Source organism: Burkholderia sp. Ac-20344, assembly GCF_017104975.1.
Taxonomy (GTDB): domain Bacteria; phylum Pseudomonadota; class Gammaproteobacteria; order Burkholderiales; family Burkholderiaceae; genus Burkholderia.
On record NZ_JAAGPP010000033.1, the window covers coordinates 24,809 to 44,886 of the forward strand.

Genomic DNA, 20,078 nt, shown 5'->3' on the forward strand with positions numbered 1-20,078 from the left:
CAGCAGCGGGTCCCGGCGCGTTCGAGCGTCATGCGTCGGCGTCGTCGGGCCAGCCTTCGCCCGTGCCGCGATGCAGCACGCGATCGGTATCGAGCACCGCGCCGGCGGCGAACTCGGGCAGCGCCGCCAGCCGGTCGGCCAGCGCACGGCCGTCGACGTCGGCGAGCGCGAACAGTTGCGCGAAATCGTCGATCACGAAATAGGTCTTCTGAAACGTGTCGATCCGGTACTTCGTGCGCATCACGCGCTCGAGGTCGAAGCCGAGCCGGTTCGGCGCCGCGCTCTCGAGGCTGTACAGGCTTTCGCCCTTGCTCGACACGATCCCGGCGCCGTAGATCGACAGCCCGTTCGTGCCGCGCGGGTCGCGGATCAGCCCGAATTCCACCGTATACCAGTAGAGCCGCGCGAGGCGCGCCAGCGCCGCTTCGTCGTCGGCGACCGCAAGCGCGGTGCGGCCGTACGCCTGCATGTAGTCGGCGAACACCGGGTCGATCAGCAGCGGCACGTGGCCGAACAGGTCATGGAAGCAGTCGGGTTCCTGCAGGTAGTCGAGCTGGTCGGGACGACGCATCCACCAGGTGACCGGGAAGCGCCGGTTCGCGAGATGCTCGAAGAACACGCGGTCGGGCACGAGGCCCGGCACCGCGACGATCTCCCAGCCCGTTGCCGGCTTCAACTGGCGGTTCACGTCGGCGAACGACGGCACGCGATCGGCCGGCAGGTCGATCTTCCCGAGCCCCGCGACGAACGCGTCGCACGCGCGCCCGCGCAGCAGCACCGACTGGCGTGCATAGAGCTGCTTCCACACCGCGTGGTCGACCTGGCCGTAACGCGCAAGCGGCTGGTCGATGGTGAAATCGGCGCGGGTTTCGAGGCCCGCATCGAACTGCTCCTGCAGTTTCGCGGTAACGACGGTGGACATGATCTGGCTCTGCACGTGGCGGTGGGTAACCATGCAAGTGTAGAGCGGGCTGCACGCGGAATGGGCGCAATATTGGCGTTGATTCGTTGTATTGTGCGATAATCGCGCATCAAATTGCGAATCAATGCGGAGCATGCTCATGCTGGAACTCGATCACTTCGATCTCGCGCTGCTGGACGTGCTGCAGCGCTTCGGCCGCGCGACGCATCAGCAGCTCGGCGAGGAGGTGCCGCTGTCGCCGTCGCAGATCGGCCGGCGGCTGCAGCGGCTCGAGGCGGCCGGCGTGATCGAAGGCTATCGCGTGATGCTGCGCCCCGAAAAGCTCGGGCTCGGCGTCACCGCGTTCACGAGCCTGAAGCTCAAGCACCACGGCGATTCGATCATCGAGCAGTTCCAGCAGCAGATCGACGTGCTGCCCGAAGTGCTCGAATGCCATGCGGTGGTGGGCGATGCCGACTACCTGCTGCGGATCGTCGCGCCCGACCTGAACGCGCTGTCGCAGTTCGTGATGAAGAAGCTGATGCGCGTGCCGGGCGTCGACAGCGTGCGCTCGAACATTGTGCTGACGACCTTCAAGCGCAACGGCGCGCTGCCGCTCGCGCACCTGGCGCCCGGCGCCGCATAACGCGGCAACAGAGCGGCAGCTGGGTTGAAGGCGGCGCAGGTTGCGCCGCCACGGGGCAGGGCTGGATCAGGCCGCTTCGTGTTGCGTGCCGGCGTTCAGCAGGTCGACGTACGCGACCGCGACGAGATCGTCCTGCGACACGCCGAGCTTCGCGAACACGTCGTGTGCTTCGGCTTCGCCGCCGGTTTCATCGTCGTCGGGGCCGAGCACGACTTCCAGTTCGATGAAATCGCCGAGGCCGTCGACGCGGTCGAGATGGATGCGCGTGCGGCCCGCGAGGTACACGTGCCGTTCCTTCGTCACGATCCCGCGCGTGGTCAGCGCGGTGGCGAGCAGCGCGTGCATCGCGTCGGGGTTCGTCACCGGGCTGCGCGTGTAGTACGACGCCTTCGGGCCGTCGCGGTCGTCGCGCTGGTAGAAGATCAGTTCGGCCGGCGTGCCGTCCTCGAAGCGGCGCAGCTTCAGCCGGCCGCGCGGCACGTCGTAGAAGAAATCCTGCTGGCGGTAGAACAGCGGCGCTTCGGTCGCGAGGGTTGCCGCGCGTTCGCGCAGCTGGTCGAATTCGCGGGCGCGGGCTTTGATCTCGATGTTGCGGGCCATGCGGGTCTCCTTCAATCGGGGTCTCGCGGGGTGCGAACGCACAATCTAGCAAAAAGCCCGCGAAGGTGGCGTGACGAGCGGCGGGACGCGGCGACACGACGCGGCCGGGAGCTCGGCCCCCTGATTCCACCGTTCGCGTAGATGCGATGGTCCGCACGGGCGCCGGCCGAGGACAGCCGGCCGGCGGCGTGTCAGGCCGTTGATGCCCGGTGCGCGGCCGGCCGCAGCGCCATCAGCAGCACTCATATCGCCCACTGCGCTTCGATCAGCCGCAGCGCCGCCGCGATAGCCGGTTCGTCGCACCGCTCCGCGAGTGTCACGAACGTCAGTTCGGTCGGCACCGTCACGCGTTCGACGATCGTCAGCGCATGTGCGTGCGCTTCGGCCAGCGCGGTCGAGTCGCGCGCGAGCGTCAATCCGATCCCCGATTTGACGAGATCGAGCATCGACTGCTCCTGGTCGACCTCGGCAACCTTCACCGGCTGCGCGCCGGCTTCCGCGAAGCGCCGCGACAGCAGCCGGTGGTGCGCGGACGCCGGCGGCGTCCAGATCCACGGCAGCGTGGCAAGCGAGCGCCAGTCGTGTGCACGCTGCACGCGCTCCTTCCAGCCGGCCGGCGCGAGCACGCGGTACTCGAAATGCGTGAGCGTGACGGTGTGGAACAGTGCGCCGTCGAGCGGGTCGTCCTCGCCCGGCCGGCCGATGTAATAGCCGACGTCGAGCGCCTGTGTGCGCACCTGCTCGATCACCCAGCCCGACATCCCGTGCCGCAGTGCCGTCTCGATCTGCGGGTGGGTTTCGACGAGCGCGCGCAGGAAGCCGCCGAGCCGCAGGAAACCCGGATCGAGGATCGTGCCGATCCGCAGCAGGCCGCGCACCTCGTGCCGCAGCGCAGCAGCGGCGCGTTGCACGTCCGCGGCCGCGGCGAGCGCGCGTTCCGCATGCGGCAACAGCGTCTGGCCGTCGCGCGTGAGTGCGAGCCCGCGCGACGTGCGCGTAAACAGCGTGACGCCGAGCGTTTCCTGCAGATGCTTGATCTGCAGGCTGACGGCCGGCTGCGTCAGGTGCAAATGCACGGCGGCGCGTGTCAGGTTGCCTTCGCGCGCGACCGTCGCGAACGCGCGGAGCAGGGTGAGATCCATCGTCGTGATATGAGCGCAGCTTATAACGCATTTCAGCATAACTCATTGGATCGGCGGCCGGCAGCCGGAGTACGCTTCATCGGTCGTGGCGCGGGGCCGCAAGCGCGGCGCGCGACACACTATGCTGGAAATGACGCGCGGTATTGCGCCGCGTGGTGGACAACAATGAGATTTGGATGGGGCCGGTGCAGGCGTTAAGGCGCTCACTCGGGTCGACCGCCGTGGGGCAGGAGTCAGCGCTGAAGCGCCAACTTCAACCAGCCACGCCATGGGATCCGAGTAAGCGCTAAAGCGCTCGCTGGGATCGACCGCCGTGGGGCAGGAGTCAGCGCTGAAGCGCCAACTCCTGCCAGCTACGCCATGGGATCCGAGTAAGCGCTAAAGCGCTCGCTGGGATCGACCGCCGTGGGGCAGGAGTCAGCGCTGAAGCGCCAACTCCTGCCAACCACGCCATGGGATCCGAGTAAGCGCTAAAGCGCTAACTCGGATCGACAGGAGACAAACCGTGACTACTCAACGCACAGTAGAAGGCGAATTCGATTACGTGATCGTCGGCGCGGGCACCGCGGGCTGCGTGCTCGCGAACCGCCTGACCGAAGACCCCGACATCCGCGTCCTGCTGCTCGAAGCGGGCGGCAAGGACGACTATCACTGGATCCACATTCCGGTCGGCTATCTGTATTGCATCGGCAACCCGCGCACCGACTGGCTGTACAAGACGCAACCCGAAGCGGCGCTCAACGGCCGGGCGCTGTCGTATCCGCGCGGCCGCGTGCTCGGCGGCTGCTCGTCGATCAACGGGATGATCTACATGCGCGGCCAGCGCGAGGATTACGACAGCTGGGCACAGGAAACCGGCGACGCCGGCTGGTCGTGGGACAGCGTGCTGCCGATCTTCAAGCGCAGCGAGGATCACCATGCGGGCGCGAGCGATGCGCACGGTGCGGGCGGTTACTGGCGCGTCGAGAAGCAGCGGCTGCGCTGGGAGATCCTCGAATCGTTCGCGCAGGCCGCGCAGCAGACGGGCATCCCGGCAACCGACGATTTCAATCGTGGTGACAATACCGGGGTCGGCTATTTCGAGGTGAACCAGAAGCGCGGCGTGCGCTGGAATACGTCGAAGGCGTTCCTGCGGCCCGCGATGGCGCGTCCGAACCTGACCGTGATCACCGGCGCGCAGGTGCAGCGCGTGATCTTCGACGGGCGGCGCGCAGTCGGCGTCGAATATCACGGCGGCGGCGCCGATTACGTCGCGCGGGCGCGCTCGGAGGTGCTGCTGACGTCCGGCGCCGTGAATTCGCCGCAACTGCTCGAACTGTCGGGCATCGGCGATGGCCGGCGGCTGCAGGCGCTCGGCATCGACGTCGTGCAGGATCTGCCGGGCGTCGGCGAAAACCTGCAGGATCACCTGCAATTGCGGATGGCGTTTCGCGTCGAAGGTGTGCGCACGCTCAACACGCTGTCCGCACACTGGTGGGGCAAGCTGATGATTGGCGCCGAATATGCGTTGCTGCAGCGCGGGCCGATGTCGATGGCGCCGTCACAGCTCGGCGCGTTCGCGAAATCCGATCCGGACAATCCCGCGCTCACGCGCCCCGATCTCGAATACCACGTGCAGCCCCTGTCGCTCGAGCGCTTCGGCGAGCCGCTGCACAGCTTCAACGCGTTTACGGCGTCCGTGTGCCATCTGCGGCCGACGTCGCGCGGCAGCGTGCATATCGCGAGCGCCGATCCGGGTGTCGCACCCGCAATCGCGCCAAACTATCTGTCGACCGACCACGATCGCCACGTCGCCGCGAATGCGCTGCGGCTCACGCGCCGGATCGCGTCCGCGCCGGCGCTCGCGCGCTATCGCCCCGAGGAAATCCTGCCGGGCACGCAGTACCGGAGCGAAGCCGAGCTGATCGAGGCGGCCGGCGCGGTCGGCACGACGATCTTTCATCCGGTCGGCACCTGCCGGATGGGGCGTGCCGACGATGAGCGCGCGGTGGTCGACAGCCGGCTGCGCGTGCGTGGCATCGCCGGGCTGCGGATCGTCGATGCATCGGTGATGCCGTTCATCACATCGGGCAACACCAATTCGCCGACGCTGATGATCGCCGAGCGCGCGAGCGACATGATCCGTGCCGATCGCCGCGCGGCGCGCGAAGCGACGCCGGTGCGCACGGACACCGCGGTGACAGCCGCGTGACGGAACGCTGACACGCACGACAGCGGGCCGTCATGATGACGCCCGCTGATTCGCTATGCGAAACAAGCTGTCGTCGCAGCGTCGGTGCCGATGCCGATGGCGCCGATCGTGCCGGTTCGACCGGCACGATCCATGCAAGCCGTGCAGCCGCCCGGCTTTTTCGTTGCGTGCTTGTCCGATCGTGCGGATAGGCAACGGTCGATGATGCACGTGTCAAAAAAACGTGGTGTAAACCGTGCACAGCCGCGCGCGCCATGGCGGCCATCCCTATAAGTGCAAATCCCGATGATTGCACTGCACCAACGGCGAGACAATGTGGCGCAGTGTGCATACGCGTCGGCGCGGGAGACCACCCTCGAGGCGTAACACGGCGCCCGGGGCAGCCTGCTCATCCGCTGACCTGTTTCGCGGACGCTTCTCGCGAATCTTCCCGGTGCTTCGCCTGACTTCGTACGGAAGGGAACATGATTCTCGGCGACACGATTCTGGAAACACGCGGACTGACCAAGGAATTCAGGGGTTTCACGGCCGTCAACGGCGTGAACCTGCGTGTGCGTCGCGGTGCGATCCATGCGTTGATCGGACCGAACGGCGCGGGCAAGACCACCTGCTTCAACCTCCTCACCAAATTCCTGACGCCGACGGCCGGCCAGATCGTCTTCAACGGCATCGACATCACCGACGAGCGCCCCGCACAGGTTGCGCGGCGCGGCATCATCCGCTCGTTCCAGATCTCGGCCGTGTTCCCGCACCTGACTGCGCTGCAGAACGTGCGCATCGGCCTGCAGCGCGCGCTCGGCACCGAATTTCATTTCTGGCGCAGCGAACGCACGCTGAAGCGGCTCGACGACCGCGCGATGGACCTGCTCACGCAGGTCGGCCTCACCGATTTCGCGCAGGTGCCGACCGTCGAGCTCGCATACGGCCGCAAGCGCGCGCTCGAGATCGCGACCACGCTCGCGATGGAGCCCGAACTGATGCTGCTCGACGAGCCCACGCAGGGGATGGGCCACGAGGACGTCGATCGCGTGACCGCGCTGATCAAGAAGGTCGCGAGCGGCCGCACGATCCTGATGGTCGAGCACAACATGAACGTGATCGCGGGCATCTCCGACACGATCACCGTCCTGCAACGCGGCGAGGTGCTGGCCGAAGGCTCGTATGCGGAAGTGTCGAAGAATCCGCTCGTGATCGAGGCCTACATGGGCAGCGCCGACGCGGCGCTCGCGGGGGCGCACGCATGAAGCACAGCGAACGGGAGGAACGCGAATTGAGCGGCGTCGAAAGCGGCACGCCCGCGCTGGAGATCACGGGCCTGGAGGCCTGGTACGGGGAATCCCACATATTGCACGGTGTCGACCTGACGGTGCATCGCGGCGAGGTCGTCACGCTGCTCGGCCGCAACGGCGCGGGCCGCACGACGACACTGCGCGCGATCATGGGCCTCACGGGCCGCCGCAGCGGGTCGATCAAGGTCGCGGGCAACGAGACGATCGGCCTCGCGACGCACCGCATCGCGCATTTCGGCGTCGGCTACTGCCCGGAGGAGCGCGGGATCTTCTCGAGCCTGTCGTGCGAGGAGAACCTGATGCTGCCGCCGCCGATCGGGCCGCGCGACCACGCGATGTCGATCGACGAGATCTACGCGATGTTCCCGAACCTCGCGTCGCGCCGGCAGAGCCAGGGCACGCGGCTGTCCGGCGGCGAGCAGCAGATGCTCGCGGTCGCGCGGATCCTGCGCACCGGCGCGAACCTGCTGCTGCTCGACGAGATTTCCGAAGGCCTCGCGCCGGTGATCGTGCAGGCGCTGGCGCGGATGATCGTCGCGCTGAAGGCGCGCGGCTACACGATCGTGATGGTCGAACAGAATTTCCGCTTCGCGGCACCGCTCGCCGACCGGTTCTACGTGATGGAGCACGGCAACATCGTCGAACATTTCCAGGCGGCCGAACTGGAGAGCAAGATGCCGACCCTGCACGACCTGCTCGGGGTGTGACGCCGCCCCGTCTCTCCGGCCGCTAGCCGTGGCGGCCTCGAACAACCACAACGCATCAGAAGAACAGGAGACGTCAATGAAAATGAAGACCCTCGCACACGCCTGTCTCGCGGTCGCGACCGCAGCGTTCACCACCGGCGCCGCACACGCCGCGGATAGCGTGAAGATCGGCTTCATCACCGACATGTCGGGGCTTTACGCGGATATCGACGGGCAGGGCGGCCTCGAGGCGATCCGCATGGCGGTCGCCGACTTCGGCGGCAAGGTGCTCGGCAAGCCCATCGAGGTCGTCTATGCCGATCACCAGAACAAGGCCGACATCGCCGCATCGAAGGCGCGCGAATGGATGGACCGCGGCGGGCTCGACCTGCTGGTCGGCGGCACGAACTCCGCCACCGCGCTGTCGATGAACCAGGTCGCGGCCGAGAAGAAGAAGGTCTACATCAACATCGGCGCGGGCGCCGACACGCTGACCAACGAGCAGTGCACGCCTTACACGGTCCACTACGCATACGACACGATGGCGCTCGCGAAGGGCACCGGCTCGGCGGTGGTGAAGCAGGGCGGCAAGACGTGGTTCTTCCTGACCGCCGACTACGCGTTCGGCAAGGCGCTCGAGAAGAACACGTCGGATGTCGTGAAGGCGAACGGCGGCCAGGTGCTCGGCACGGTGCGGCACCCGCTGTCGGCGTCGGACTTCTCGTCGTTCCTGCTACAGGCGCAATCGTCGAAGGCGCAGATCCTCGGCCTCGCGAATGCGGGCGGCGACACGATCAACTCGATCAAGGCCGCGAAGGAATTCGGCATCACGAAGACGATGAAGATCGCCGCGCTGCTGATGTTCATCAACGACGTGCACAGCCTCGGCCTCGAGACGACCCAGGGCCTCGTGCTGACCGACAGCTGGTACTGGAACCGCGACGCGGCAGCGCGCCAGTGGGCGCAGCGCTACTTCGGCAAGATGAAGAAAATGCCGTCGAGCCTGCAGGCGGCCGACTACTCGTCGGTGACGACCTACCTGAAGGCCGTGCAGGCCGCCGGCACGACCGACTCCGACAAGGTGATGGCCGAGCTGAAGAAGACGAAGGTCAACGACTTCTACGCGAAGGGCACCATCCGCGCGGACGGCAGCATGATCCACGACATGTACCTGATGGAAGTGAAGAAGCCGTCGGAATCGAAGGAGCCGTGGGATTACTACAAGGTGCTCGCGACGATTCCGGGCGAGCAGGCGTTCACGACCAAGCAGGAGACGCGCTGCGCGTTGTGGAAGTAGGCAGGGCGTAGCGGCGCGCACGGGCGCGCCGCTCGGTGGCGGCTGCAGCGATGTGCCCGCTGCACCGCCCGCGTACGCGACGCGTGAAGGTTGCGCACGCAACGAAACTCATACTGACGGCTAAGTCGATGGAAATCTTTGGCATTCCGTTGCCGGCGATGCTGAGCCAGTTGCTGCTCGGGCTCGTCAACGGCTCGTTCTACGCGATCCTGAGCCTCGGGCTCGCGGTGATCTTCGGGCTGCTCAACGTGATCAACTTCGCGCACGGCGCGCTGTTCATGCTGGGCGCGATGCTCGCGTGGATGGGCCTGTCGTATTTCGGGCTGCCGTACTGGGCGATGCTCGCGATCGCGCCGCTGGTCGTCGGCGCGTTCGGGATCCTGATCGAGCGCTCGATGCTGCGCTGGCTGTACAAGCTCGATCACCTGTACGGGCTGCTGCTCACGTTCGGGCTCACGCTGGTCGTCGAAGGCGTGTTCCGGTCGATCTACGGGTCGTCCGGCCAGCCCTACGACGTGCCGTCGCAGCTGTCCGGCGCCACCAACCTCGGCTTCATGTTCCTGCCGAACTACCGCGCGTGGGTGGTCGTCGCGTCGCTCGCGGTGTGTCTCGCGACGTGGTTCGTGATCGACAAGACGCGCCTCGGCGCCTACCTGCGCGCGGGCACCGAGAACCCGAAGCTCGTCGAGGCATTCGGCGTGAACGTGCCGATGATGATCACGCTCACCTACGGCTTCGGCGTCGCGCTCGCGGCGTTCGCGGGCGTGCTGGCCGCGCCGGTGATCCAGGTGTCGCCGCTGATGGGCCAGCCGATGATCATCACCGTGTTCGCGGTGGTCGTGATCGGCGGGATGGGCTCGATCCTCGGCTCGATCGTCACCGGCCTGCTGCTCGGCGTGATCGAGGGCTTCACGCGCGTGTTCTACCCGGAAGCGTCGGCCACCGTCGTGTTCGTGATCATGGCGATCGTGCTGCTGTTCCGCCCGGCGGGCCTCTTCGGCAAGGAAAGATGATGCAGAGAAAAGTGCTCTACGGCGTGCTGCTCGCCGCACTGCTCGCCGCGCCGTTCATCGGCGCGTATCCGGTGTTCGTGATGAAGGTGCTCACGTTTGCGCTGTTCGCGGCCGCATTCAACCTGCTGATCGGCTACACGGGGCTGCTGTCGTTCGGCCATGCGATGTTCCTCGCGACGGCCGGCTATGCGACCGGCTATTCGATGCAGACACTCGGCTTCACGCCGGAGCTCGGCGTGCTCGTCGGTACCGTTGCGGCGACGCTGCTCGGGCTCGTCGTCGGGCTGTTCGCGATCCGGCGGCAGGGCATCTACTTCGCGATGATCACGCTCGCGTTCGCGCAGATGGTCTACTTCATCTACCTGCAGGCGCCGTTCACGCATGGCGAGGATGGGCTGCAGGGCGTGCCGCGCGGCCGCCTGTTCGGGCTGCTCGACCTGTCGAACGACGTCGCGCTGTACTACGTCGTGGTGGCGGTGGTCGTCGCCGCGTGCGCATTCATCGTGCGGGTCGTGCATTCGCCGTTCGGCCAGGTGCTCGTCGCGATCAAGGAGAACGAAGCGCGTGCGATCTCACTCGGCTACGACACCGACCGCTTCAAGCTGCTCGCGTTCATCCTGTCGGCGGGCCTCGCGGGGCTGGCCGGCTCGCTGAAGGTGCTCGTGCTCGGCTTCGAGACGCTGTCGGATGCGTACTGGACGATGTCGGGTCTCGTCGTGCTGATGACGCTCGTCGGCGGGATGGGCACGCTGTTCGGGCCGCTGCTGGGCGCGGCACTGATCGTCGCGCTGGAAGACCGGCTCGGCGACATCGGCGAAGTGCTCGCATCGACGACGGGCATCGCGTGGTTCCATTCGCTCGGCGAATCGGCGACGATCGTCACGGGGCTGATCTTCATCGTATGCGTGCTCGCGTTCCGGCGCGGCATCGTCGGCGAGATGGTCGCGCGGATCAAGCCGCTCAGGGCCTCCTGAGCGCATGCTGTGCACGTCGCCGCGAGTTGATGCGAAGCACCATCCGGCATGCTCCGAAAGGGCGCCGCAGCAGGCTCGGACTGGTGCCGCGCGGCAGGCTGGCGCCCCATTTTCGTGCGGCGATGCACCATAGGGGTAAATGCTAAGTTGCCGTGGTGCTTAAGCCTCTTTAAGATTCACCCTAGTTCTGATGCACCGCGAAACGAATTTGCAGGTGGAGAACGAGGAGACAATCGAGGCACAAAGTGCCCGGACCCCAAAGCGCTGTTGGACGGAATCCAACAGCGCTTTTTCATTTGCGTGCACGGATTTCCACCGATGGTGCATCGGCCTGCACGATTGCCGTATTCGGCGCTGGCGTTCGCACCGCGCTTCTTCCGCGCTTCGCCGCGTCCCCCCGGTTCCTATTTCCCGCCATCCGTTCACAGACGATGCGTAATCGTGTGCCAGCCGTTCGGGCTAACCCGGTTGGCGCGCGCAAAAAGCGTCCGTTACACTCGGCTTTCGCCGACCGCACGGTCGGGAAAATCGGTCGGCAGTTCTCCTACAAGCAGAATGCAGAAGAGGGAGTACGGTTGGATGAACAGCGCAGGACGATGGATCGGGGCAGGAAGGGCGGCAGGTGCCGTTCGTTTGTCGTGGGGTAGGCCGGTTATCGCCGCGGCTTTCCCGAGCCGTTCTGCGGCCTGCAGGCGCGTTACGGCGCCATCGCGTGTCGTTGTGTGCGCATCCGTCTCTGTATTCGCATCAGCATTCGCATGAGCGGCCGGCTTTCCGATCGTGCGCCGCTCGCTGACCTGGCCGCATCAGGCCGGATCGACGCGCCTTTCCTTGATCGTTGCGCATGCATCGATTGCCCGCACGATTCCGCATTTCTCCGCTTTCTTCATCCTGACGACACTGCTGCTGCGCATCGTGGCGGTCGAACGGCCGTATCGACCGGCGGACGCGTCCGCGCGCGCTGCCGTCGCGGGTGCGGGGTTTCACGGGAAAACGAGCGTAGGCGTGGCAAGGCGAGATAGTTAAATTATTAACTTGTTTTGGGGAACCGGGCGCCATCCGAGCGACCCGTGGCTTTTTCGAGCAGCGTTTGGAGACAACGTAGATGAAGATGAATCGATGGATGGAGGCCGTGCTCGCCGCAGGCCTCGTGTGCGCGGCGGCGACGGCGTCGGCGCAGGTGAAGATCGGCGTGACGCTGTCGGCCACCGGGCCGGCGGCGTCGCTCGGGATCCCGGAAAAGAACACGATCGCGCTGCTGCCGAAGGAAATCGCGGGCAAGAGCGTGCAGTACATCGTGCTCGACGACGCATCCGACACGAGCCGCGCGGTGCAGAACGTGCGCAAGCTGATCGACGAGGATCATGTCGACGCGATCATCGGTTCGTCCGTCACGCCGAACTCGCTCGCGATGCTCGATCCCGTATCGCAGGGCAAGACGCCGACGATCTCGCTCGCCGCGAGCGCACAGATCATCTCGCCGATGGATGCGAAGCGCGCGTGGATGTTCAAGGTGCCGCAGAACGACCAGTTGATGGCCGACGCGATCGCCGGCTACATGGCGAAGCACGGCGTGAAGACGGTCGGCTTCATCGGCTTTGCCGATGCGTACGGCGACAGCTGGTACAACACGTTCAACGCGGCGGCCGCGAAGAACGGCCTGAAGGTCGTGTCGAACGAGCGCTACAACCGCACCGACGCGTCGGTGATGGGGCAGGTGCTGAAGCTGCTGGGCTCGAACCCGGATGCGGTGCTGATCGCCGGCTCGGGCACGCCGGCGGCGCTGCCCGCGAAGACGCTGAAGGAGCGCGGCTACAAGGGCAAGGTGTATCAGACGCACGGCGTCGCCAACAACGACTTCCTGCGCGTGTGCGGCAAGGACTGCGAAGGCGAGATCCTGCCGGCCGGCCCCGTGCTCGTGACCGACCAGCTGCCCGATTCGAATCCGGTGAAGAAGCCGGCGCTTGGCTACAAGGCCGCGTACGAGAAGGCGTACGGTGCGGGTTCGCTCGCGACGTTCGGCGGCCATGCGTGGGATGCGGGGCTGCTGCTGCAGCGTGCGATTCCGGAAGCGCTGAAGAAGGGCCAGCCGGGCACCGAGGCGTTCCGCGAGGCGCTGCGCGCGTCGATCGAGAACGTGAAGGACCTGCCCGTGTCGCACGGCGTGATCAACATGACGCCGACCGACCACAACGGCTTCGATACGCGTGCGCGCGTGATGGTGCAGATCGTCGACGGCAAGTGGAAACTGCAGGGCGAGTAAGTCTCACGTGAAACCGGCGTGCGCGGCGCGAATGGCGCCGTGCATGCCGCCGGCAGGGCGGCGGGCCTGACGGGCCCCGCCCGTGCCCATGTCGTGTGGAACCACCGGGGCTCGCCGCGTGGCGCCCGACGCGCCGATCTTGCCGTCCGTGTGCCCCGGCCGTTCCTGTCTTTCGTTTCTCCGCAGCATTCTCGATACACGAAACGTATGGATCTCTCGATTGCAGCGATCCTCGCGCAAGACGGCATTACGACCGGCGCCATTTATGCATTGCTGTCGCTGGCGCTCGTACTGGTGTTTTCCGTCACGCGGGTGATCTTCATTCCCCAGGGCGAATTCGTCGCCTACGGTGCGCTGACGCTAGCCGCGTTACAGGCGCAGAAATTCCCCGCCACCTGCTGGCTGCTGTTCGTGATGGGCATCGCGTGCTTCCTGCTCGAAGTCGGCGGCCTGATCCGGCATCGCGAACGACGCCATCAGCTCGGCCGCACGCTCGCGACGCTCGGGAGCCGCTACGTCCTGCTGCCGCTCGCGGTGTTCGCGATCACGCGCAGTTTTGCCGCGCAGCCGCTGCCGATGCTCGCGCAGATCGCGCTGACGCTCGCGATCGTCGTGCCGATGGGGCCGTTCGTCTACCGGCTCGTGTACCAGCCGATCGCCGAAGGCACGACGCTGCTGCTGCTGATCGTATCGGTCGCCGTCCATTTCGCGATGGTCGGCCTCGGGCTCGTGATGTTCGGCGCGGAAGGCTCGCGCACCAACGGGTTCTCGGATGCATCGCTCGCGATCGGCAGCATGACCGTGTCGGTGCAGAGCATCCTGGTCGTCGTGACGGCGTTCGTGCTGATCGGCGCGCTCTACGTGTACTTCGGCCGCACGATCGCCGGCAAGGCGCTGCGCGCGACGTCGGTGAACCGGCTCGGCGCGCGGCTCGTCGGCATCGGCACGACCGAGGCAGGGCGGCTCGCGTTCACGTTCGCGGCGGGGCTCGGCGTGCTGTCCGGCATCCTCGTCGGCCCGCTGACGACGATCTACTACGACTCCGGCTTCCTGATCGGCCTGAAGGGTTTCGTCGGCGCGATCATCGGCGGGCTGGTCAGTTATCCGCTCGCGGCCGCCGGCTCGCTGCTGGTCGGCGTGCTCGAATCGTATTCGTCGTTCTGGGCGAGCGCCTACAAGGAGGTGATCGTGTTCACGCTGATCATTCCGGTGCTGCTGTGGCGGAGCTTCGTCACGCCGCACGCGGAAGAGGAAGAGGAGTGACACGATGAAGACGATGGTACGCAACAAGACCTTCTGGGTGTTTCTCGTGGTGCTGTTCGCGCTGCCGGTGCTGCCCGGTGCGCTGCAGGTGCCCGAATACTGGATCACGCTGCTGAACTACATCGGCCTCTACGCGATCGTCGCGATCGGGCTCGTGCTGCTGACGGGTGTCGGCGGGATGACGAGCTTCGGGCAGGCCGCGTTCGTCGGCATCGGCGCGTATGCGACCGCGTTCCTGACGACGCGCTACGGCGTGTCGCCGTGGCTCTCGCTGATCGTCGGCGTCGTGCTGACGGCGCTCGTCGCGCTCGTGCTCGGCGCGGTCACGATGCGGCTGTCCGGCCACTTCCTGCCGCTCGGCACGATCGCATGGGGCCTCGCGCTGTTCTACCTGTTCGGCAACCTCGAACTGCTCGGCAAGTACGACGGGATCAACGGCATTCCGGCGCTGAACCTGTTCGGCATCACGCTCGAAAGCGGCCGCAGCCTGTATTTCCTGATCTGGGCCGTCGTGCTGGCCGCGATCGTATCGGTGCAGAACCTGCTGAACAGCCGCCCGGGCCGCGCGATCCGCGCGCTGCGCGGCGGCGGCGTGATGGCCGAGGCGATGGGCGTGAACACCGCGTGGATGCGCGTCGTGATCTTCGTCTATGCAGCCGTGCTCGCGGCCGTCTCGGGCTTCCTGTACGCACACCTGCAGCGCGCGGTGAACCCGACGCCGTTCGGGCTGAACCACGGGATCGAGTTCCTGTTCATGGCCGTGGTCGGCGGCGTGTCGCACGTGTGGGGCGCGGTGCTCGGCGCGGCGATCCTGACCGTGCTGCAGGACTACCTGCAGACGCTGCTGCCGAAGCTGCTCGGCTCCGAAGGCAACTTCGAGATCATCGTGTTCGGCGTGCTGATGGTGCTGCTGCTGCAGTACGCGCGCCAGGGCGTATGGCCGTTCGTCGCCAGGCTGTTCCCGCGCGGGCCGCGTGCGCATGTGCCCGAGCACGCCGATTCGTTGCCGCAGCGCGCGAAGCCGGCGGCCGGCGAGCCGCTGCTCGTCGTCGACAACGCGCGCAAGCAGTTCGGCGGGCTCGTGGCCGTCAACGACGTCAGCTTCGACGTGAAAGCGGGGCAGATCATCGGGCTGATCGGCCCGAACGGCGCCGGCAAGTCGACCACGTTCAACCTCGTGACGGGTGTGCTGAAGCCGACGGGCGGCACGATCACGTTCCGCGGCGAGCGGATCGACGGGCTCACCTCGCGCCAGATCGTCCGCCGCGGCATCGGCCGGACGTTCCAGCACGTGAAGCTGCTACCGGCGATGACGGTGCTCGAGAACGTCGCGATCGGTGCGCACCTGCGTGGCCATACGGGCGTGTGGCGCAGCGTCGCGCGGCTCAATGCCCGTGAGGAAGCGCAGTTGCTGGCCGAGGCCGCACGCCAGATCCGCCGCGTCGGGCTTGAAAAGCACATGTACGACGAAGCGGGCAGCCTTGCGCTCGGCCAGCAGCGGATTCTCGAAATCGCGCGGGCGCTGTGCTGCGACCCGACGTTGCTGCTGCTCGACGAGCCGGCCGCCGGGCTGCGTTACCGGGAGAAGCAGCAACTCGCCGACCTGTTGCGGCGGCTGAAGGCGGAAGGCATGAGCGTGTTGCTCGTGGAACATGACATGGATTTCGTGATGAACCTCACCGACCGGCTGGTGGTGATGGAGTTCGGCACGCGGATCGCGGAAGGGCTGCCGCAGGACGTGCAGCAAGATCCGGCGGTGCTCGAAGCGTATCTGGGCGGGGTGGAGTGATGACGGACACGACGATGCCGATTCTCGAAGTGCGCGGGCTGGCGGTCCGGTACGGGAAGGTGGAGGCGCTGCACGGCGCGGCGATCAAGGTCGGCGCGGGACAAATCGTCAGCGTGATCGGCCCGAATGGCGCCGGCAAATCGACGCTGCTGAACGCGATCATGGGCGCGCTGCCGGTGACCGGGCATGCGTCGGGCGCGGTCGTGTATCGCGGTCACGACGTCGGTGCATTGCCGGTCGAGCAGCGCGTCGCTCGCGGAATGTGCCTCGTACCGGAAAAGCGTGAGCTGTTCAGCACGATGACGGTCGAAGACAACCTCGTGCTGGGTGCGTATCGACGCAAGCAGGCCGGTGAAGCGAACTTTCTCGACCAGCTCGATCATGTGTTTGCGCTGTTTCCACGGCTGAAGGAGCGGCGCAAGCAGGCAGCCGGCACGCTGTCCGGCGGCGAGCGGCAGATGCTCGCGGTCGGCCGCGCGCTGATGGGCAAGCCCGACCTGTTGATGCTCGACGAGCCGAGTCTCGGGCTGGCGCCGCTGATCGTGAAGGAGATCTTTCATATCATCAGCGCGTTGCGCGGTACTGGCGTAGCGACGCTGCTGATCGAGCAGAATGCGCGTGCGGCGCTGCAGATCTCCGACTACGGCTATGTGCTGGAGACGGGCGAGTTTGCGCTGGAAGGGCCGGCTGCCGAACTCGCGCAGAATCCGCGCGTGATCGAAACGTACCTCGGGTTGGCGAAGAAGACGGCTTGATCGGTGACGCGGTTGGCGGGAAACGGGCGGCGTGTTTCACGTGAAACACGCCGTTTTTGTTTTCGGGGTGAGGCAACCATGGGATAAGTGCCAGGGAAACAGTCGGACGTTCTGTGCAACGGCGGCGGGCGAGGTGTCCACAGTGCAGACGACGATCCGGTGTACCGCTCGGGGGTAGTTGCAGCTTGCTCCACTGGCCGAGGATGTGCCGGGTTACTGGGGATAACCGTCGGGCGAACCGGTGGAAATTCTGTGGGGAAGAGGCCGGATGCGATCGCACAGGGTGTTTCGTCCGGAGTGTTGCGTGGGTCACAGGCGTCGAACGGGTCGCGCGTTCTAAGTGGGTTTCCCCGGGAGCCGGATATTTGCACAGGCACAACGATGTTGCGGCAGGCGGCCCGGAAGCCTTGCAGGAGCGGGCTCTGAGTCACAGATTCATCGATCCGTCGCAAAAAATCGCCGAAATGCACAGACCCTACCATTCGGACGGCCTTCGGGTGAAAAGCGAACCCGCTATAATTCGGCCCATACATTTCTCAGATAGGTTCGTGCGCAGTCCTGCGTACGGAATCCACCATGCTTTTTCCCACAGAATTTGACGTCATCGTCGTCGGTGGCGGTCATGCCGGCACGGAAGCCGCGCTGGCGTCCGCCCGCATGGGCGCAAAGACACTGCTGCTGACCCACAACATCGAAACGCTTGGGCAGATGAGCTGCAATCCGTCGATCGGCGGCATTGGCAAGGGCCATCTGGTCAAGGAAGTCGATGCGCTGGGTGGCGCAATGGCAGCCGCGACGGACGAGAGCGGTATCCAGTTCCGGATCCTCAATTCGTCGAAGGGTCCGGCCGTGCGTGCGACGCGTGCGCAGGCTGATCGCATCCTGTACAAGGCCGCGATCCGCCACCGGCTCGAGAACCAGCCGAACCTCTGGCTGTTCCAGCAGGCCGTCGACGACCTGATGGTCGAAGGCGATCGCGTGGTGGGCGCCGTCACGCAGATCGGCATCCGCTTCCGCGCTCGTGCGGTCGTGCTGACCGCCGGTACGTTCCTCGACGGCAAGATCCACGTCGGCCTGAACAACTATACGGGCGGCCGCGCGGGCGATCCGGCGGCCGTGTCGCTGTCGTCGCGCCTGAAGGAGCTGAAGCTGCCGCAGGGCCGCCTGAAGACCGGTACGCCGCCGCGTATCGATGGTCGTTCGATCGATTTCTCGAAGCTGGACGAACAGCCGGGCGATCTCGATCCGATCCCGGTGTTCTCGTTCCTGGGCCGCGCGGAGCAGCATCCGCAGCAGTTGCCGTGCTGGGTCACGCATACGAACGAGCGCACGCACGACATCATTCGTGGTGGCCTCGACCGTTCGCCTATGTATACAGGTGTGATCGAAGGCGTCGGGCCGCGCTATTGCCCGTCGATCGAGGACAAGATCCACCGGTTCGCATCGAAGGAATCGCACCAGATCTTCCTGGAGCCGGAAGGGCTGACGACCAACGAGTTCTATCCGAACGGGATCTCGACGAGCCTGCCGTTCGACGTCCAGCTCGAGCTCGTGCACTCGATGCGCGGCCTCGAGAACGCGCATATCCTGCGCCCCGGCTACGCGATCGAGTACGACTACTTCGACCCGCGCGCGCTGAAGGCGTCGCTCGAGACGAAGGCGATCAACGGGCTGTTCTTTGCGGGCCAGATCAACGGGACGACCGGCTATGAAGAAGCGGCTGCGCAGGGTCTGCTGGCGGGCCTCAATGCGGGCCGTTACGTGCAGGAGAAGGACGCATGGTGCCCGCGCCGCGATCAGGCCTACCTTGGCGTGCTGGTCGACGATCTCGTGACGCGTGGTGTGGCCGAGCCGTACCGGATGTTCACGAGCCGCGCCGAGTATCGCCTCAGCCTGCGTGAAGACAATGCCGACATGCGCCTGACCGAAATCGGCCGCGAGCTCGGGCTCGTCGACGACGTGCGCTGGGACGCGTTCAGCCGGAAACGCGACGCTGTTTCACGTGAAACCGAACGCTTGAAGTCGACGTGGGTCACGCCGAAGACGTTGCCGCCGGAAGAGGCGACCGCGCTGCTCGGCAAGGCGATCGACCACGAATACAGCCTCGCCGAGCTGCTGCGCCGTCCAGGTATCAGCTACGACGGCGTGTGTGGCCTGAAGGGCGGGGAATGCGGCCCCGCAGAGCCGCTGGCTGACGATCCGGTACTGCGTGAGCAGATCAAGGAGCAGGTCGAGATCGGCATCAAGTATCAGGGCTATATCGAGCGCCAGGCCTCCGAGATCGAACGCAACGATGCGAACGAGAACACGCGCCTGCCGGACGGTATCGATTACCGCGAAGTCCGCGGCCTGTCGTTCGAGGTGAGCCAAAAGCTCAACGAGTTCCGGCCGGAGACGATCGGGCAGGCGTCGCGCATCTCGGGCGTCACGCCGGCGGCGATCTCGCTGCTGATGGTGCACCTGAAGCGCCGCGGCCTGGGCCGCCGTAATGGCACTGCCGAAGCGGCAACGGAGCAGGGGGACGGCGCCGTCCCGACGCAACAATGACGGCGCGTCGCGCGCCGGCGGTTAATCGGGACGTACTGGAAGGGATGCTCGTCGAAGGCACGACGGCGCTCGACCTCGCACTGACGGATGCTCAACGCAACCAGCTGCTCGACTATGTCGCGCTGCTCGGCAAGTGGAACGCGGTCTACAACCTGACCGCGATCCGCGACCCGAAGCAGATGCTGATCCAGCACATCCTCGATTCGCTTTCCATCGTCTCGCATCTGCGTGGCCGGGCATCGGCCCGCGTGCTCGACGTCGGCTCGGGCGGCGGGTTGCCGGGTATCGTGCTGGCGATCGTCGAGCCGGACTGGCAGATCACGCTGAACGATATTGTGCAGAAGAAGTCTGCATTCCAGACTCAGATGCGCGCGGAGCTGAAGCTCGCGAACCTTTCGGTGGTCACCGGGCGAGTCGAATCGCTGCAGCCGGGTGTCGAAGTGCCGGAAAAATTCGACATGATCGTATCCCGCGCTTTCGCGGATCTGTCCGACTTCGTTAAACTTGCTCGACATCTGGTCGCGCCGGGCGGATCGATCTGGGCAATGAAGGGCGTCCATCCGGACGACGAGATTGCGCGGTTACCGGAAGGCAGCTGCGTGAAGCAGACGATACGGCTGGCGGTGCCAATGCTCGATGCCGAACGGCATCTGATCGAAGTGGCCGTCGACGAGGCGAATTGAAGGGAAGGCGCGCGGTAGCGCGCCGTTTGTTTGAAGGTA

The 20,078-nt window shown here is 65.9% G+C and carries 17 protein-coding genes; 14 read left to right on the forward strand and 3 right to left on the reverse strand.

The annotated features are described in order from the left end of the window. Nucleotides 1–28: 28 nt before the first annotated feature. Nucleotides 29–922 (reverse strand): phenylalanine 4-monooxygenase, encoded by an 894-nt coding sequence (gene phhA / locus G3N64_RS13320; protein WP_241020940.1) that lies wholly within the window; start codon nucleotides 920–922, stop codon nucleotides 29–31. Nucleotides 923–1,061: 139 nt separating this feature from the next. Here phhA and G3N64_RS13325 point away from each other — a divergent pair, with 139 nt between their 5' ends. After that, on the forward strand, nucleotides 1,062–1,547 hold the full coding sequence (locus G3N64_RS13325) for an Lrp/AsnC family transcriptional regulator (RefSeq protein WP_006408082.1): 486 nt from the start codon (nucleotides 1,062–1,064) through the stop codon (nucleotides 1,545–1,547). Nucleotides 1,548–1,613: 66 nt separating this feature from the next. On the opposite strand, the gene G3N64_RS13330 is transcribed toward G3N64_RS13325, so the two are convergent. Both G3N64_RS13330 and G3N64_RS13335 read right to left on the reverse strand, forming a co-directional pair. Then, the gene (locus G3N64_RS13330; protein ID WP_205784375.1) at nucleotides 1,614–2,147 is read right to left on the reverse strand and encodes a class IV adenylate cyclase; all 534 of its coding nucleotides are present in this window, start codon (nucleotides 2,145–2,147) and stop codon (nucleotides 1,614–1,616) included. A gap of 242 nt (nucleotides 2,148–2,389) precedes the next feature. Beyond that, nucleotides 2,390–3,289: a LysR family transcriptional regulator gene (locus G3N64_RS13335; RefSeq protein ID WP_205784376.1), complete on the reverse strand. Its 900-nt coding sequence runs from the start codon at nucleotides 3,287–3,289 to the stop codon at nucleotides 2,390–2,392. A 505-nt stretch (nucleotides 3,290–3,794) separates the two neighbouring features. On the opposite strand from G3N64_RS13335, the gene G3N64_RS13340 reads away from it, so the two are divergent. The 13 genes from G3N64_RS13340 to rsmG all read left to right on the forward strand — a co-directional run bounded on the left by G3N64_RS13340 (nucleotide 3,795) and on the right by rsmG (nucleotide 20,039). Further along, nucleotides 3,795–5,480 carry a GMC family oxidoreductase N-terminal domain-containing protein gene (locus G3N64_RS13340; RefSeq protein WP_205784377.1) on the forward strand — a complete coding sequence of 562 codons (1,686 nt, stop codon included), beginning with the start codon at nucleotides 3,795–3,797 and terminating at the stop codon, nucleotides 5,478–5,480. Between the two features lie 464 nt (nucleotides 5,481–5,944). Next, on the forward strand, nucleotides 5,945–6,724 hold the full coding sequence (locus G3N64_RS13345) for an ABC transporter ATP-binding protein (protein ID WP_021160426.1): 780 nt from the start codon (nucleotides 5,945–5,947) through the stop codon (nucleotides 6,722–6,724). Continuing rightward, on the forward strand, nucleotides 6,721–7,476 hold the full coding sequence (locus G3N64_RS13350; protein WP_205784378.1) for an ABC transporter ATP-binding protein: 756 nt from the start codon (nucleotides 6,721–6,723) through the stop codon (nucleotides 7,474–7,476). Before G3N64_RS13345 ends, G3N64_RS13350 begins: the two co-directional genes overlap by 4 nt. 76 nt (nucleotides 7,477–7,552) lie before the next feature. Continuing rightward, a complete protein-coding gene (locus G3N64_RS13355; protein WP_205784379.1) occupies nucleotides 7,553–8,752 on the forward strand; it encodes an ABC transporter substrate-binding protein in 1,200 nt (399 codons plus the stop codon). A 128-nt stretch (nucleotides 8,753–8,880) separates the two neighbouring features. Then, nucleotides 8,881–9,765, forward strand: coding sequence for a branched-chain amino acid ABC transporter permease (locus tag G3N64_RS13360; RefSeq protein WP_205784380.1), 885 nt, complete (start codon nucleotides 8,881–8,883; stop codon nucleotides 9,763–9,765). Then, nucleotides 9,765–10,739 carry a branched-chain amino acid ABC transporter permease gene (locus G3N64_RS13365; protein ID WP_205784381.1) on the forward strand — a complete coding sequence of 325 codons (975 nt, stop codon included), beginning with the start codon at nucleotides 9,765–9,767 and terminating at the stop codon, nucleotides 10,737–10,739. Before G3N64_RS13360 ends, G3N64_RS13365 begins: the two co-directional genes overlap by 1 nt. Nucleotides 10,740–11,519: 780 nt before the next feature. Further along, nucleotides 11,520–11,765, forward strand: coding sequence for a hypothetical protein (locus G3N64_RS13370; RefSeq protein WP_205784382.1), 246 nt, complete (start codon nucleotides 11,520–11,522; stop codon nucleotides 11,763–11,765). A 79-nt stretch (nucleotides 11,766–11,844) separates the two neighbouring features. Continuing rightward, nucleotides 11,845–13,002 carry an ABC transporter substrate-binding protein gene (locus tag G3N64_RS13375; RefSeq protein WP_205784383.1) on the forward strand — a complete coding sequence of 386 codons (1,158 nt, stop codon included), beginning with the start codon at nucleotides 11,845–11,847 and terminating at the stop codon, nucleotides 13,000–13,002. A 207-nt stretch (nucleotides 13,003–13,209) separates the two neighbouring features. Beyond that, the gene (locus G3N64_RS13380) at nucleotides 13,210–14,265 is read left to right on the forward strand and encodes a branched-chain amino acid ABC transporter permease (protein WP_205784384.1); all 1,056 of its coding nucleotides are present in this window, start codon (nucleotides 13,210–13,212) and stop codon (nucleotides 14,263–14,265) included. A 4-nt stretch (nucleotides 14,266–14,269) separates the two neighbouring features. Further along, a complete protein-coding gene (locus G3N64_RS13385) occupies nucleotides 14,270–16,054 on the forward strand; it encodes a branched-chain amino acid ABC transporter ATP-binding protein/permease (RefSeq protein ID WP_205784385.1) in 1,785 nt (594 codons plus the stop codon). After that, nucleotides 16,054–16,809, forward strand: coding sequence for an ABC transporter ATP-binding protein (locus G3N64_RS13390; protein WP_059650005.1), 756 nt, complete (start codon nucleotides 16,054–16,056; stop codon nucleotides 16,807–16,809). Before G3N64_RS13385 ends, G3N64_RS13390 begins: the two co-directional genes overlap by 1 nt. Nucleotides 16,810–17,385: 576 nt before the next feature. Continuing rightward, nucleotides 17,386–19,356, forward strand: coding sequence for a tRNA uridine-5-carboxymethylaminomethyl(34) synthesis enzyme MnmG (gene mnmG, locus G3N64_RS13395; RefSeq protein WP_205784386.1), 1,971 nt, complete (start codon nucleotides 17,386–17,388; stop codon nucleotides 19,354–19,356). Beyond that, the gene (gene rsmG / locus G3N64_RS13400; RefSeq protein ID WP_205784387.1) at nucleotides 19,353–20,039 is read left to right on the forward strand and encodes a 16S rRNA (guanine(527)-N(7))-methyltransferase RsmG; all 687 of its coding nucleotides are present in this window, start codon (nucleotides 19,353–19,355) and stop codon (nucleotides 20,037–20,039) included. The genes mnmG and rsmG overlap by 4 nt, the downstream gene beginning before the upstream one ends. The last annotated feature ends 39 nt before the right edge of the window (nucleotides 20,040–20,078 follow it).